The sequence below is a fragment of the Gottfriedia sp. NPDC057991 genome (assembly GCF_042886615.1).
Classification (GTDB): Bacteria; Bacillota; Bacilli; order Bacillales; family Bacillaceae_G; genus Gottfriedia.
On sequence record NZ_JBHVQN010000004.1, the window covers coordinates 363,108 to 378,249 of the forward strand.

A 15,142-nucleotide genomic window follows, 5' to 3' on the forward strand; every position below is an offset into this window, starting at 1 on the left:
GGATTAATCTCTGATGTAATCAAGTTTGATCACCCTTGCTACTGTCTGTGTTATATCCTCGTTCACCATAAGGTTGAAGTTTTTCTAACCATTTTTCCTCGAGTCTCTTTAGATCTCCTTTGATACCTAATGGACTAATATCTTCTTCCTTTAAAATTTCTAATTCCTCAAATACAAATGACTCTTTACCATATTCATTCCATTCTTGTTGAAGAATTTTATTTGTACAAGACCCTGCCTCTAATTCAAATTTCTTTCCATTAATCGTTTTTAAATTTTTAGTACTTAATATAAATATTTTTTGATTTATTAAGTTTTTAATTTTATAAATACCTGCTTGCACTTTCGTTTCTTTATATTGCATTTTTAATTCTTTTTTTCTACTCATTTTTACCAACCTTTCTTTTACTAAGCTTTTAACCAATAACTACTTCCATCCGACTTTCGATCTATAAAGCCATATTCAACTAAGTATCTTCTTAATACGACATAATCAGGATAAATAGCTGTCAGTACTTCATTTATCTCTATTTCTGTATATGTCTTATTTGGTGAAAATCTTTTAACGATTTCTTTCAGAACAACAAGCTTTTGCTTTTCCTTTAATGGAAATTTTTTTAATGGTCCATCTATGCCTTCTGGAAAGTATTTTTTTAAGTTTTTTTCCATTTCATCCTCTGTAATGTTATAGCGCTCATCGACCATTTTTGCTGTTTTATGAAGTGGTAAAAAACTTGGCGCATGCTGATCCTTTTCTTTTAAAAGCTCCATCATGACAAGAAATAATTTTGCTTGTCTTTCTTTTTCCTTTAAAACAAAGCGATGATTCCTAATCGTAGAGGCGCTACCGATACCAGCTTCTTTTTGAATATCTGTATCACTCTTACCTTGATAAAAAAGACGTAAAAGATGATTTTGATGTTCTGTTAATCCTGTTAGCTTTTTATCCAGTTGAATTAAATAATCGAAAACAGAGTCATGACTTTTTTCTATATGAACTTTCATGTATTTTTCGGCTTCATATAAAATTCCTGAATCTTGATAGATAATTCCTTTTTCAATTTTTTTACTACAGAGTAAACATAAATAATGATTTTCCTCTTCGATATATCCTTGTTTTAATTCTTCTATATCGGCATTCCAAAAAACGTCTAAATTTTCCATTTAACAAACACAACCCTTTTTCGTTTATTATCCAACAAACAATTTTATAAAATGTTTATTAATTTACAAACATAATATGTTATTGTTTGCAAAATGTCAATTTTACTAAACAAATACTCAAGTTGTTTATTCTTACATATTTGATAATAAAAGGATGCCTCAAAAGACCTCTTAAGATGTTTGAATTCATAATTTACAAAAAAAAGCGTCTCAAAGGTACTTTCTTCCTAACGAGACGCCATTTCAATCGATTAAAAATTATTAAACGGTACTTTCTATCCTTTTCAACGATATTCTCTTATTCCAAAGGGACTAATTTCAAATCTCCAATTGACAATTTCTTACAGTACTTTACAATTAAATTGTAAGGTAAATTTAATATTCGACACATTTTAATGTAAATAAAAAACCTGTTCTCAATAGGGAAAATCTTTACTTATTATTTTCCTTATAGACTAATATATTTTAAGGAAGACAGTAGAAATAATTATGACAAAAGATATATATTTAGGTCAGTCTTTAATGTCTTAAAATAAAAGCAAATGGGTGATTTCTTTATAAGATAGGGGGAAGTTATGTCAATTTACAATGAAAAACTTATTGAGCTTTTATCAATCGAACAAAAATTCGATAAATCCTTTTTGCATATAAAACTATTATTTAATCAAGAAATAGAACTTCATTGGGAAATTGACAACGAAACGGCCAATCTTATGAAATCAAAAATTATTTTTGATGAAAACGATAAGTTTAGCCTTTCTTTATGTAGTACTTGGGAAGAGGATAAAAATCAGTTTACTAGTTTTGTAACTAAATCAAACAATAATGAGAGTGAAAAAATCTACTTTTCTTGTTCAGAAGAGTTTCATCTTCAACTTCATTCCATAAAAAATATGAAGGATCTTAGGATTTTAATTGATCTACCTTATTTATCAATTAGTCGATCCAGTTCCAAAAAAGAAAAGGGTAATTCGAAACGATATAAACTTTATGGTTGGCTTACTGTTGCTGCTATTAGTATTCTATCGATTATTTTAATAGGTTATAAGAGTCAAACTTGTAAATCAGAAACTTTATTTTGCGGAAAAAAACCTGCAAAAGCTGAAAGTGTTTCAAAAGCACAAAATATAAAAACTCCAGAGAAACAAATAAAAACAAATCCGGATAAACAAGATCCAAATAAAACTGCTATTAAAAACATATCTCAACCGAATGTGCACACAAATGAGCCAGATGTTAGATATGCAATTAAGCAAGAACCTAATAAACCTGTCCAATCAATTTATCCGACTGTAAAATTAAACAATGTAGTTAACTATAGTATCCCACAAGGTAGTGTAGCCCTTACTTTTGATGATGGTCCCTCAAAGTATTCGAAGGAAATAGTAAATGTTTTAAAAAAATATAAAGTTGGCGGTACTTTTTTCTACATCGGAGATAACGTTCAAAGATATCCTGATTGTGTACAATACGCATATTCTAACGGGTACTCAGTTGGAAGCCACTCCATGCACCACGATGACTTCTTAAAACTATCTTATAAAAATCAAGAAGATGATATGGTTAGAACAAGTAACTTAATAAAAAATATTACAAAACAAGACACAATCCTCTTTAGACCACCCTACGGTGCAAAAAACCAAGCAACTATTGAATTAATGCAAAAACATCAATTTAAAATGGTTTTATGGGATAAAGATACTGAAGATTGGAAGAACCGTAATACAAATACAATTATAAATTACGTTAAAAGCCACACTGAAACTGGAAGTATCATTCTACTTCACGAAACTAAACCTTCTTTAGATGCTTTACCACAAATTATTGAATATCTTCAATCAAAAAATTTAAAAATTGTTGGTTTAAATTAAAAAATAGTCGCTATTAGCGACTATTTTTTTATTCAAACGTTTGTTTAAACTTTAAAATCCTTTATTTCATAAAAAAATAAAAGTTCCATTCGATTCTATTTAGAGTAATACCTTTCATTCGTTAACTCAAAAATGCATGAATGTATGTCTTCTTCATTAGTCGATTCCCTATTTACTATGCCTTTATTAATAAATTTATTTCTCTCTAAAATTTGGATTGATTTTTTATTTTCTGACTGAACAATTCCTTCAATAACTTGTAATTGGAGTGTATTAAATCCATATGCTAACACTGCTTTTACTGCCTCTTGCATGATTCCTTTTCCTTGAAGTTCTGGTGAAAGTTCATATCCAACTTCCCCTTTCGATTGCTCGACCGAAAAATTCCACAAGCATATTGTACCAATTAATTGATCACTTTCTTTAAAAGTAATTGCCCAAAGAACCCAATCATTACGTTCAATTCCTTCATTAATCATTTTTATATATTGAAGTGCTTCATCGACTTCTTTTGCAATCGGTCTGTTAATATATTGGGACACCATTTTATTTGATCGTAATGCAAATATTTCATATTGATCTCCATTATTCATTTGTCTTAAAACTAATCGGTTCGTGTCTATTTTTGGAAATGGGTTAAAACTATCGTGTTCTTTAATCATATATCCTCCAACTAAAATTAGTACAGTTTGCAGACTCTTATTTCTATTATCTATAATCTCAATCTGTAAATAGATAGCTATTTTAACCATTTAACTCATTTGTACTATCAGCAATTTCAAATAAAACGACTATTAAAGAGCAAGATTTTAAGATTCTTGCTTTTTTGTTTCTGTTCTTTTTATGCTATAAAACGCCAGTTGATTGGAACAGAAGTACTCCTTGGCTCTTTTTTTTGATTAATTGTCTATAGTTTGTTTACGAATAGGTATGCCATCTGTATACTACTAATTTAGGCCAAATTCCCATTAAACTGGGTGGCTGGTTTTTAGTAAAAATTTCCTAAAATATTTTTTACTTTTTATAAAACTTTTTCGAATAGGTATACGTCTTTTATAATGTGTACCTTCTTAGATACGTATCTCAAAAAAGGAGCTCTTTAAATGAAGGGAAAATCTAACTTAGAAAAGGAACTTGTAGATTTTATTATTAATAATAAAGACGATTTTTATCGGTTAGCTTATAGCTACGTTAAAAATTCAGAAGATGCGGTGGATATATTACAAGATTCTATTCATAAAGCCATTTCCTCAAAAGATAAATTAAAAAATGAACAATCTTTAAAAAGTTGGTTTTATAGAATTGTAGTAAATACATCATTAGATTTTTTAAGAAAACAAAAAAAAGTAACTGTAATGGATGAAGAAACAATTGAGTTATATTCTTCAGGACAGGATGATAATTATACAGATATTGATTTAGAAAGATCATTAGAATCTTTACCAACTAAATATCGGGCTGTAATTGTCCTCAGGTATTTCGAAGACTTAAAGATTGAAGAAGTTGCTGAAATTTTACAGGAGAGTCCAAATACAATAAAAACTCGTTTATATAAAGCTTTAGAAATACTCCGGATTAAAATGAAATGAATTTATTTTTGGGAGGCCAATTAGTTGGATAAAAAATTAGAAAAATTAAGATCGGACTATAAAAATGTCCCTATCCCTGATAATTTGGACATTATTGTTAAAAAAGCAATTAAACGTTCCATACAAAAAAGATTCCCTCTAAAGTCAATTACAGGTTTTGTTACCGCTGCACTATTTGTTTTATCAATAAATACTAGTTCGACTTTTGCAAAGACTTTATCAAATGTTCCAATACTTGGAAATGTTGTTAATGTACTAACTTTTACTGAATATACTGTAGATGAGCCAACCTATAAGGCAAATTTAAAAGTCCCTGCGGTTAATAATTTAAAAAATAAAGATTTAGAGCAAAGCTTGAACAAAAAATACTTAGACGAAAATAAGAAGCTATATGATCAGTTTATGAAAGAAACAGAATCTGTAAAAAAAGATTCTGGTGCACACTTAGGATTTGATAGTGGTTATGAAGTTAAAACAGATAATGAGGACATATTATCCATTGAAAGATATGTTGTTAATACTGCTGCTTCCTCTTCAACAACTATGAAATTTGACACAATTGACAAGAAAAAGGAAATTTTATTGTCATTACCTATTCTTTTTAAAGATAAATCATATGTAAAAATAATTAGCGAAAACATTAAAGAACAAATGAAAGATCAGATGAAAGAGGATGAAAGTAAGGTATACTGGATACCTGAGGCAAATCTTGACTATTCAATTGATCCTTTCGTAAGCATTAAAGAAAATCAAAATTTCTATATAAATAAAGATCATAAGCTTGTTATTTCATTTGATAAATATGAAGTTGCCCCTGGTTATATGGGTGTTGTTGAATTCACGATTCCAACTGACGTTCTTTCAAAAGTTTTAGTTGGACATCATTATATTAGATAACTTTTAATCAAACGAATAAAAGAGCCACTTCTAATTTATTAGATTTGGCTCTCTTTTAAGAAAACAAATACATTAAACAAATAGCCAAATATATAAAGAAGGCTGACATAAATAGTTAAATTAGGGGAAGGGGAAATTAGTAATGAACTTCGCGGTTCAACCGGTTAAGAAATTAAATTTTATACGAGCCCAACATTTATTCGAAAAAGAAATCGTTTATGAGGTGTTTAAACGAAGAGGCTATTACTATGTCTAATAAAAATAAACAGTTTCGTTATATGGCTGGATTAGACGGGCTTAGAGCTTTAGCAGTTTTATCGGTCATTGCATATCACTTAAATTTTTCTTGGGCTTCTGGTGGGTTCCTAGGAGTAACAGTTTTCTTTGTACTTTCAGGTTATTTGATTACTGATTTATTAATTGCCGAGTGGAGTACAAATCAAAGGATCGACTTAAAAAGTTTTTGGTACCGTCGCGCAAAAAGACTTTTACCGGGAATGTTCACCTTATTACTAATAGTCATTGCATTTGTTTCTTTATTCAAATCATCAATGATTGGAAATTTAAAACAAGATTCAGTAGCTGCAATATTTTATTACAGTAATTGGTGGTATATTTTCCATCATCTTTCGTACTTTGAGTCTTATGCAAATCCATCAATCTTAAATCATTTTTGGTCGTTAGCAGTTGAAGAGCAATTTTATATTATTTGGCCAATCCTTACTTTATTAGGCTTAAAATATATTAAAAATAAAGATCGTCTATTTTTGTATACATTAGTTGGTGCAATCGTTTCTGCATTATTGATGGCTGTATTATTCCATCCGGGTAGTGATCCTAGTAGGGTCTATTACGGTACTGATACGAGAGCTTTTTCTTTATTAATAGGAGCTTCATTAGCATTAGTATGGCCTAGCCGAAAACTTACAAATAACGTTACAACCTCTGGAAAGATTTTAATTGATCTAGTTGGGATTACTGGTTTACTCATTTTTCTACTTATGGTCGGTAAAACAAATCAATATGATAGTTTCCTTTATCGCGGAGGAATGTTCTTATTGTCTATTTCTGCTGCAATGCTAATTGCAGCACTCGCTCACCCTACAAGTAAGATTGGTAGATTCCTAGCAATGAGACCATTGAAATGGATCGGATTACGTTCATATGGAATCTATTTATGGCAGTACCCTGTCATTATTTTATTATCCCCTAAGGTTAACACTGGCGATATTTCACTTTTTAGAGCAATCTGTCAAATTATTTTAATATTTGTTCTTGCAGCACTATCCTATCACTATATTGAAGATCCAATTAGAAAAGGTAAACTAGGTATACTTTGGAAGAACTTCCTCGCTGGAAATATTAATTTAAAAGAATTCTTTTATAAACATATTGTTATCATAAGCACGTTTATTTTACTATCTGGTATCGCAAGCTTTGGACTATCTGTTCTTCCTGATGCTAAAGGTGTAAAAGCAAGCTCAGAAATTGAATCGGTTCAATCGGTATCAAAGCAATCATCTGAAACGGTTGAAAACGATACTAAAAAACCTCCTTCAACAACTATAGTTGATCACGATAAACAGGTAACTAAACCAATTCAGCAAAATGATGACGAAAAAACAGTAAAGAATGAAGTAAAAACAGAAAATAAAGATGAAAAACCAGTTACTGACAATACAAGTAAGCAAAATAATAATGGTCAAACAAATGAAGTTCCTAAGCCAGGTGTAAATAACAATCAAACTCCAAATAATAATGATAATAATAATAAACCTGCTGAAACGAATAAGCCGGTTGTTTCAAAAAATAGTGTATTTATTATAGGAGATTCTATCGTTATTAATTCAATTCCTGAACTCGAAAAAACATATTCATCTCTTTCGGTAAATGCTAAAATTGGAAGACAATTTACTGAAGCATCTGCAATTATTCAACAAGCAAAAAACACAAATTCGCTTGGGAATATTGTTGTCATAGAGCTAGGTACAAACGGTCCGTTTACCGTAAAACAAATGTCTTCTCTTATAGAGTTAATTGGAAAAGATCGAAAAATTTTATTTGTTAACACACGTGTACCAAGACCTTGGGAATCATTTGTTAATAAAACTGTAAGGGAAGGTTCAAGTAAATATCCAAATACTAGGGTTGTAGACTGGTATAGTGCTAGCGCCAATCATAATTCATATTTTTCTCCAGATGGTGTTCATTTAAAACCGAATGGTGCAAAAGTATTTGCGTCATTACTAATAAATGCAATTGAATCTTGGAAGTAAAAAAGAGGATGCCATATAAGGCACCCTCTTATTTTAGTTAAAGCTCTTTTTCAATTCATCTAACGTTAATTTACCTGCTTTTTCAACTGGTTTAATTGAAGTTGGAAAATACGGATTGATCGACATGAAATTCTTTACAACATAGTTGAAGTCTACAATATCCACAACACCATCTTTATTAAGATCTGCTTTTAGGTTAACTCCTGTTTCCCCTGCACTATTTGCAACTAGTTTCGCATCATAAATATCGATTACATTATCTCTATTTACATCACCGGCAGCAGCAGTATCAGGATACAAGTCGTAATACATTCCTTGTACTTTTCCATCAATCGTTTTACTTAATTTGATTTTTTTAGTGTATAAGAAATGCCCAGGAATATTAATGACTAAGGTATAATCATCTGCAGTTGCAGGAATATCAGTAATTGTCATCCATCCATTTTCTTGAATTGATGCATTATATTTTTTACCTTTTTTATCAACAACATAAGCCTTTGTACCAATCTTTGAATAATCCAGATCATAATTATCTAAATTTACTGCTTCACCATGGTAATAGCCTTCCAACATTGAGTGCTGAGAAATGAATTTAAATTTATCAGCATAGGTAGGTAAAGTAAACTTAGTTCCATCATTTGTTTGGTAAGATGATTCTTGAGAATAGAATCCGCTTTCTACCAAATAATTTAGATCATCAATGACTTTTAAATTTATATCTAGTAAATTCATATCGCCATTAATTGAAACTGGTAATTTCGTCTTTTTGTCGGTAATGTCTACAGCAAATGTAATGATATCTGACCAATAATCTTCTTTTATGCTTGGCTTAGCAACACGAATCGTCCAATTATTTTTTATCGCTAAGTCTTCTAACTGTTTTGATGCTTTAACGCTATCAACTTTATAATAATGTGGAAGATCGATTGTAACATTAGCGCTTGTTAAATCTTTCGCGTTTTTCACCCTAAATGTATTAACAAACTCAGAACCAAGACTTAACCCATTTGTATTTGTATTTACAGTTGCATACTTATCACCTTTGTTAATAATCGTAAATTCTGGGAAAGTCGGATTTCCAGCAGTTCCGTGATCATAAGTATAAATTCTTATATTCGTCGGATAATTTGCATATTCTTCTGGCAATACGCCAAATTTGAAATCCCCATCAGTTGTAGGGAAAAACTGTGCAGTCGGCCAATAAGAATCTTGATACGCATATACTGTATTTGCCTCTTGTGTAATGTCATGTCCTCTGCTCTTCAAATAATCAATCGTATCATCATAAACATTACCATGTACCCAATAAGCATTGTAATCCTTGCCATCCACAGGGCTATTTTCCGTTGTTAAATCATCATTTGATATTTCATTTACTCCTGTTTTCTTATCAAAAACTACTTTCGGAGGTGTATTATCGATAACCATGTCATTATCGACTTTATACGTTTTTCCGTCTACACCTGTACCAATATATGAAACAATATACTTACCTTCTTTTAAGTCTTCATATTCACGAGATAAAGGATTATTCGGATCACCTGTAAAAAGTTTTACTGAACCAGTGAAACCGAATATGATATAGTACTCAGTATCAAGACTAAGATTTTCCATACCAGTATACGTTCCATAATATCCAATTGGTTTGCCGTTTAAGTCACTAACGATTACATCCATCGATTTCATTCCACTATTCATTTTAAATGAAACAGGTACAAACGGCTCTATATATGGATGGAAGTTACTTAGATCGTTCGTTACAGCATGTTTATAAAATGTCACATTTTCGAAACCACTAGTTGAGTAGCGTACGTGGAAAGGAATTTGATATTCCTCAGTGTTCGATTCATTTTCAATGTGAATATAACCTTCATAAATACCTAAATCGGCATTTTTTGGGATCTTTAAGTTTGCATCAATATTTTTATTTTCATTTCCATTTACTTCAATTGTAGATGGTAATTCTAATTTAACACCACTTTTACTAGCATCCTTTGATACACCATCAATTGTTAAAAATTCTACACTTGTATGATACGTTTCTAGTTTCTTACTCATATTTTTAATATTAATCGAAGTTTTTCTAGTTTGATCCCCGCTTGATTGTGCAATACTTCCAAACGGTAGTGATCCTGATATATCATCAATTTGTTTTCGGAAGCCATCTTGATCAAGTGTAATTGTTTTGTTTTGCACTTCAATCAATGTTGTATTATGAATTGCTTCATAAGCATCCACGCGTCCAGCTCCAACTTCGTTTACGTTGTATGTTCTTCCTTTTAATGGATCAGCTGTATTCATAAGAGCTGCTTTAACATCGGCTACTGTATAATCTGGGTGTGATTGTAGTAGTAAAGCTACACCCCCAGCAACATGTGGTGTTGCCATCGATGTTCCACTTAAACTTGCATAGCTATGAGAATAATCTACTCCATCTCCAGGGCTGTTAATATATTCAGGTACCGTTGAAAGTATTGATACACCAGGTGCAACAACATCTGGCTTAATATCAAAATTATTACTCACCGGTCCACGAGAACTAAAATCAGCTAATACGTCGCCACTAGTCATATTTGAATGGAAATCTGATAGTTTAATAGTTTCCGTTGGATTCGCTTTTAAACGATCCACAAGTTTTGCTCCATCTGCTCGCAACATTTTAAATGAAGGAACATAGCTATAGTTTTCACCTAAGAAATATGGAATTTCACCGTCTACATTATTGTAAATTAAGACAGCTACTGCGCCTTTTTCATGTGCACGTCTAATTTTTTCGTCAAACGATATATCTCCACGGGCAATTAAAGCCACTTTTCCATTTAAATCTTTCCCAGCATAATCTTCCTCGTAACCGTTTCCAACATCAGCAACATGATAATCCTTATCTATCACATTTAAGTAATCCTTACCTAATCCATGTCCCATTAATGTACTTTGGACTGAAACATCACCTAAACTTGTTTTTACTGTTGGAATATCAGTTGGTACATCGCTTGCACCTACAGTAATTGCTAGGGGAGATGCCCCCGGTGATCCAATTGTACCTGACGTAGGTCCAGCATTTCCTCCTGCTATAACTGGTACTACACCCTGTAAAGCTGCATTATTAATTGCAACAGATGTTGCATCAAGAGAATTGTTATTTCCATTACCTAAAGATAGATTAATAACATCCATTCCGTCTTCTACGGCTCTCTCTATCCCTGCAATAACACTTGAATCTGAACCTGATCCATATGGACCTAATACTCGATAAGCATATAAATCTACCTTTGGAGCTACACCAGTCATCGCATATTCCACATTATTATTTGGATTAGATGCAATTGTACCTGCAACATGTGTTCCATGTTCAGTTACAAACGGAATTCCATCTATAGATTCGGGCATTTCTGATGCTTTTTGATCTGCAGGAGTTGATTCCATTGGATCAGCGTCATTGTCTACAAAATCATATCCACCTTTATATGAATCTTTTAAATCAGGGTGATTATAGTCAATCCCTGTATCAAGAACACCTACTTTTATGCCCTGTCCTTTTATGTCTTCACTGTGTAATCGATCAACGCCAATATGCGGAAGAGCTGGTGGTATTGCTTTTCCTGCAGATTTATCTAATGTCGATAACTCATTTTTTGGCAAGCGGACCTCATTATCTTTCCAAATTCGTTTAACAACACCTGTTTGTAGAAGTGTATTAATTTGATTCGTAGGAATTGTCATTGCCATTCCATTAAATACATTCTCATATGTTTGTTTAATATCAAATTGGAAGGCTTGTTGGTTGAAAGTTTTGCTTGATGCTTGGCTTGATTTTTGTTTGGATGCCTTCTCATTGAAAAGTTCAGTTAATCGCTGTTTAAAAAACGCTTGTTCGCCTCTTACTTTTTGCTTTTTTTCTTTTGGTAAAGCTTTTGATTTTGATAGTTGGTTCTCCTCTAGTGGCGATGTTTTTAGTTCAACGATGACATGCGCTGTCTTATCCTTTAATGATAGTAAACTAGGATCAATAATAAAGCCTTCTTGAGGGTTCAAACGCTTAATCGATTGTCTTTGCTCATCTGTCAGTCCCTTTAAGATTGATTCTACAGAGTTCGAAGTTGCATAGGATTTTTTTTGTGGCATTAAATAAGATGTAAAAAAGCTTGTAGTTAATACACTTGTTACCATTACGTTTAGCATTTTCTTATTTCTAATCTTCATTTCGATGCGCTCCTTCTACTAGCTTAAGTTAAATTAAGTAAAAAATAGTTTACTGCATGAAAAAATGATTAAATTAACTAACCCTATTTCATTCCTCCAATTAAAAAAATGATGTAAAATTAGAGTTAGAATAGTTAGACAAATCTAATAATTTGATTGTAATTTAGCTATTTTTCTTGGTAAATGGGGGTTATTTCAGTCCGAATTTTCATTTGAAATCCTTTTTTTAACATTAATTATCATAATTAATTTTCCTTTTTAGAATTAAAGTCTCATATTTTACTAAATTTATTGATGTATAGATTGTGTTTGGAAAGAAAGTCATTAAAGTTCAATAGAAATTTTTATTATTAACTTGGGGGAATCAATGGTTTTCTACTACTCAAACTATTAATAAAAAGGTTTACAAAAGGGAGAAATTTGTTATGTATGAGGGGAAAATCATAAAATATTATCGAGAGAAATCTCAGATGACACAAGAACAGCTAGGGAAAGGAATTTGTTCTAGTACGCATATTAGTAAAATAGAAAGATCTCAAACTGAATATGCAAATGAAATTATAGCCCTACTATCGGATCGACTTGGAATAAAAATCGAAAATGAGATTTTAAAATTAAAAAATATTAAAATGCGTATAAATAGTTGGCAGCAGTCTATTGTCATGCAGCTATTTGACGAAATAGAAGAGATCAACTTAGAACTTGAGCAAGAAGAGTTAATTCAAATTTCAAATTATATTAATCAATATCAATTACTACGCGTCAGATATTTATTAATGCGTAATTTAATGAATGAAGCAAAAGAGCTCATTGATAAAATAAAAAAAATAAAGCACAAATTGTCACCTTATGAAATAAATCTTTTTAGACATGTGCAAGGTATTTATCACTTAACGAACCATGAACCTTTACTTGCCATTCAAGTTTTAAAGAAAATTAATAAGGAAGAATATGCAAATGAGGAATATTATTATCATTTAGCTTCTGCTTACCATTCGAACGATTTACCTGTTATGGCTTACTTTTATGCTGATAAAGCCCGTCAGTATTTCAAAAGTATTAATTCCTATCTTCGAGTAATCGACTCCGAAATGCTTATGTTAATACAAGTTAAGGATAATGAAGAATTTTCAGAGACGATTAAAGGATTTGAAAACTTAATCCAAAGCTGTGAAATTTGTAGATCATCAGACCGAAAAGCAAGGGTATATCATAATTTAGCCTTTGAATATTACCGAAGAAAAAATTATGAGCTAGCAAAAAAATACTATTTTGAGTCTATGAAATTGAAGGATTCTAATTCTATACCATATTTACTTTCCCTAGAAGGATATATACGAAGTTCCTATTATGGAGAACTATTACCTAAAGGTGAATTACTACAGTATGTAGGTAAAGGGTTTGATATTGCTTCCAAAAAAAATGACAAACTTTTTATCAACTTATTCATCTTATTAGACTTTTTAATCTTAGGAAAAGAACAAGAATATCACCAATATTTGGCGGAACATTCATTACCATTTTTTAAAAAACTAGGATTCGCTTATCTAATCAATCATTCGGAAAAAGAATTGTTTAACTATTATTTTAATCGCAAACAAACCCGTAAAGCACTAAGTATGGCGAATACATTAATAAATCAGTAGATAGTAAAAGGCATGTCTCATTAGTATGAGACATGCCTTTTTGTTATTATTATTTTTTAGCTGGCATCGCTTCTTCAAGTGCAAGATGATTCGTATATAAATAAGTAGCGTATTCTTTTCCAACGTATCGAATATGCCATGGTTCATAGTGATAATTTGTTATATCTAATTTATCTTCTGGGTAACGAATAATAAAGCCGTATTCATGTGCGTGCTCTGCTAACCATGTTCCTTCAGGCGTTTTGGCAAACCCTACTTCTAACGCATTACCAAATGCAGGTGATGAAACATCCATCGCTAGTCCAGTCTGATGCTCACTCGTTCCTGGATATGCACTGTATGCTTTAGTCCATGCCTCACCGTGGACAGAAATATAATTATTGTATAAAGAAACTTGTCGATCGTACGAACGGTATCCAGAAATTGCTGTTAATGTAAAACCATCCGCAGATGCACCAGCAAATAACTTCTCTAATGCATGTCCAGCTTCACTTCTCATTCTAGTTTTTTCTTTTACTGCCCCATTTAAAGGAATTGATGGGTAGATAAGGTCGTTTGGTTCATAACCATCTGGTAACTTTCGATCTTTATTAACTAAGACTAAATTTGAATCAGCGTTTAACACTTCTAATAATCCAGATTCATCTTCTTTTGTAGTTTCATAATAATCTGGAAAATTAAGTACAATGTCATTTTTAACTTTGTCATTCTTCTTAATAACAATCGATTTAGGTTCTTTATTTTGTTCATAAAGAGTACCTGCAACACCGCCTACTAAAACTAAAGAAATAGCAATCCCTATAATAGGTTTTTTTCTACGATTTTTCATACTTCTGGACAATGGTTTTCTCCTCCTATAATTTCTATACTTTTTTATCGTTTTTTTAATTGGTTGTTGTCGTAGGAATTTGGTGGATGATTAATAAAGTTATTTTCACTCTAGTATCGTCACGAATTCTTTTAATCAAACTACTAATAATCAACGTTTAAAGCTAACCATAAAAATAGTTAAATTTGTTTTACTAAAATTAGACGATTTAATTATACAAAAAGTTTTATAATCTGACATTTTTTTTAATTATATGTTATTTTAATAAATTGTATTTATAACAATTTTAAAATTGTGTTAATATAATTTTATTGGTAGAAATAAAACCTATTTTTCAAATAATTTTTAGGAAGAATTTTGTCTAAAAAGACTAATACATCTAAGAATCTATATACAGGAAAACAAAAATATGAAATGGATAATTTGTTTTGGCCCCTTATTATAAGTTGATATAACTGCTGGTATTGCTAAGTTTTGGGCTGAAAATTTTAAAGGAATTGCACCGATTATTATACTTCAGTTTTTGCTTTATACTTTCTTAATTACGCCAATTATTCTTTGGGGATATTTACGCTAAATATTTTCAAAAATAAAAAAACCTTCTTTTGGAAGGTTTTTTATTTTATATTTAAATAATATCTAATTTAATTATACTATAAAATTTTAG

The 15,142-nt window shown here is 30.9% G+C and carries 10 protein-coding genes; 5 read left to right on the forward strand and 5 right to left on the reverse strand.

The features are described from left to right. Nucleotides 1-19: 19 nt before the first annotated feature. Both ACFVR2_RS15990 and ACFVR2_RS15995 read right to left on the reverse strand, forming a co-directional pair. Nucleotides 20-388: a GIY-YIG nuclease family protein gene (locus ACFVR2_RS15990; protein ID WP_387363560.1), complete on the reverse strand. Its 369-nt coding sequence runs from the start codon at nt 386-388 to the stop codon at nt 20-22. Nucleotides 389-408: 20 nt separating this feature from the next. After that, nucleotides 409-1,164: a DUF2087 domain-containing protein gene (locus ACFVR2_RS15995; RefSeq protein WP_387363563.1), complete on the reverse strand. Its 756-nt coding sequence runs from the start codon at nt 1,162-1,164 to the stop codon at nt 409-411. Nucleotides 1,165-1,739: 575 nt separating this feature from the next. On the opposite strand from ACFVR2_RS15995, the gene ACFVR2_RS16000 reads away from it, so the two are divergent. Next, complete coding sequence (locus tag ACFVR2_RS16000; protein ID WP_387363566.1) at nt 1,740-3,035, forward strand: polysaccharide deacetylase family protein; 1,296 nt, start codon at nt 1,740-1,742, stop codon at nt 3,033-3,035. A 95-nt stretch (nt 3,036-3,130) separates the two neighbouring features. On the opposite strand, the gene ACFVR2_RS16005 is transcribed toward ACFVR2_RS16000, so the two are convergent. Next, nucleotides 3,131-3,697 (reverse strand): GNAT family N-acetyltransferase, encoded by a 567-nt coding sequence (locus tag ACFVR2_RS16005; protein WP_387363569.1) that lies wholly within the window; start codon nt 3,695-3,697, stop codon nt 3,131-3,133. Nucleotides 3,698-4,138: 441 nt separating this feature from the next. On the opposite strand from ACFVR2_RS16005, the gene ACFVR2_RS16010 reads away from it, so the two are divergent. The 3 genes from ACFVR2_RS16010 to ACFVR2_RS16020 all read left to right on the forward strand — a co-directional run bounded on the left by ACFVR2_RS16010 (nt 4,139) and on the right by ACFVR2_RS16020 (nt 7,797). Further along, nucleotides 4,139-4,624, forward strand: a complete 486-nt coding sequence (locus tag ACFVR2_RS16010; protein ID WP_029715399.1) for an RNA polymerase sigma factor SigV — start codon at nt 4,139-4,141, stop codon at nt 4,622-4,624. Nucleotides 4,625-4,648: 24 nt separating this feature from the next. Next, entirely contained in the window at nt 4,649-5,521 is an 873-nt protein-coding gene (gene rsiV, locus ACFVR2_RS16015) for an anti-sigma-V factor RsiV (protein WP_387363573.1), read from the forward strand. Nucleotides 5,522-5,769: 248 nt separating this feature from the next. Continuing rightward, nucleotides 5,770-7,797, forward strand: a complete 2,028-nt coding sequence (locus ACFVR2_RS16020) for an acyltransferase family protein (RefSeq protein WP_387363576.1) — start codon at nt 5,770-5,772, stop codon at nt 7,795-7,797. A 33-nt stretch (nt 7,798-7,830) separates the two neighbouring features. On the opposite strand, the gene ACFVR2_RS16025 is transcribed toward ACFVR2_RS16020, so the two are convergent. Next, a complete protein-coding gene (locus tag ACFVR2_RS16025) occupies nt 7,831-12,000 on the reverse strand; it encodes a S8 family serine peptidase (RefSeq protein ID WP_387363579.1) in 4,170 nt (1,389 codons plus the stop codon). A 425-nt stretch (nt 12,001-12,425) separates the two neighbouring features. On the opposite strand from ACFVR2_RS16025, the gene ACFVR2_RS16030 reads away from it, so the two are divergent. After that, on the forward strand, nt 12,426-13,646 hold the full coding sequence (locus tag ACFVR2_RS16030) for a helix-turn-helix domain-containing protein (protein ID WP_387363582.1): 1,221 nt from the start codon (nt 12,426-12,428) through the stop codon (nt 13,644-13,646). A 49-nt stretch (nt 13,647-13,695) separates the two neighbouring features. Here the strand turns inward: ACFVR2_RS16030 and ACFVR2_RS16035 are convergent, their stop codons facing one another. After that, nucleotides 13,696-14,475, reverse strand: coding sequence for a M15 family metallopeptidase (locus tag ACFVR2_RS16035; protein ID WP_387363886.1), 780 nt, complete (start codon nt 14,473-14,475; stop codon nt 13,696-13,698). Nucleotides 14,476-15,142: the final 667 nt, after the last annotated feature.

What these genes read in the sequence shown, in the direction of transcription:
- ACFVR2_RS15990 (WP_387363560.1), bottom strand. Translation starts at nt 388, where the DNA reads ATGAGTAGAAAAAAAGAATTAAAAATGCAATATAAAGAAACGAAAGTG.
- ACFVR2_RS15995 (WP_387363563.1), bottom strand. Translation starts at nt 1,164, where the DNA reads ATGGAAAATTTAGACGTTTTTTGGAATGCCGATATAGAAGAATTAAAA.
- ACFVR2_RS16000 (WP_387363566.1), top strand. Translation starts at nt 1,740, where the DNA reads ATGTCAATTTACAATGAAAAACTTATTGAGCTTTTATCAATCGAACAA.
- ACFVR2_RS16005 (WP_387363569.1), bottom strand. Translation starts at nt 3,697, where the DNA reads ATGATTAAAGAACACGATAGTTTTAACCCATTTCCAAAAATAGACACG.
- ACFVR2_RS16010 (WP_029715399.1), top strand. Translation starts at nt 4,139, where the DNA reads ATGAAGGGAAAATCTAACTTAGAAAAGGAACTTGTAGATTTTATTATT.
- ACFVR2_RS16020 (WP_387363576.1), top strand. Translation starts at nt 5,770, where the DNA reads ATGTCTAATAAAAATAAACAGTTTCGTTATATGGCTGGATTAGACGGG.
- ACFVR2_RS16025 (WP_387363579.1), bottom strand. Translation starts at nt 12,000, where the DNA reads ATGAAGATTAGAAATAAGAAAATGCTAAACGTAATGGTAACAAGTGTA.
- ACFVR2_RS16030 (WP_387363582.1), top strand. Translation starts at nt 12,426, where the DNA reads ATGTATGAGGGGAAAATCATAAAATATTATCGAGAGAAATCTCAGATG.
- ACFVR2_RS16035 (WP_387363886.1), bottom strand. Translation starts at nt 14,475, where the DNA reads ATGAAAAATCGTAGAAAAAAACCTATTATAGGGATTGCTATTTCTTTA.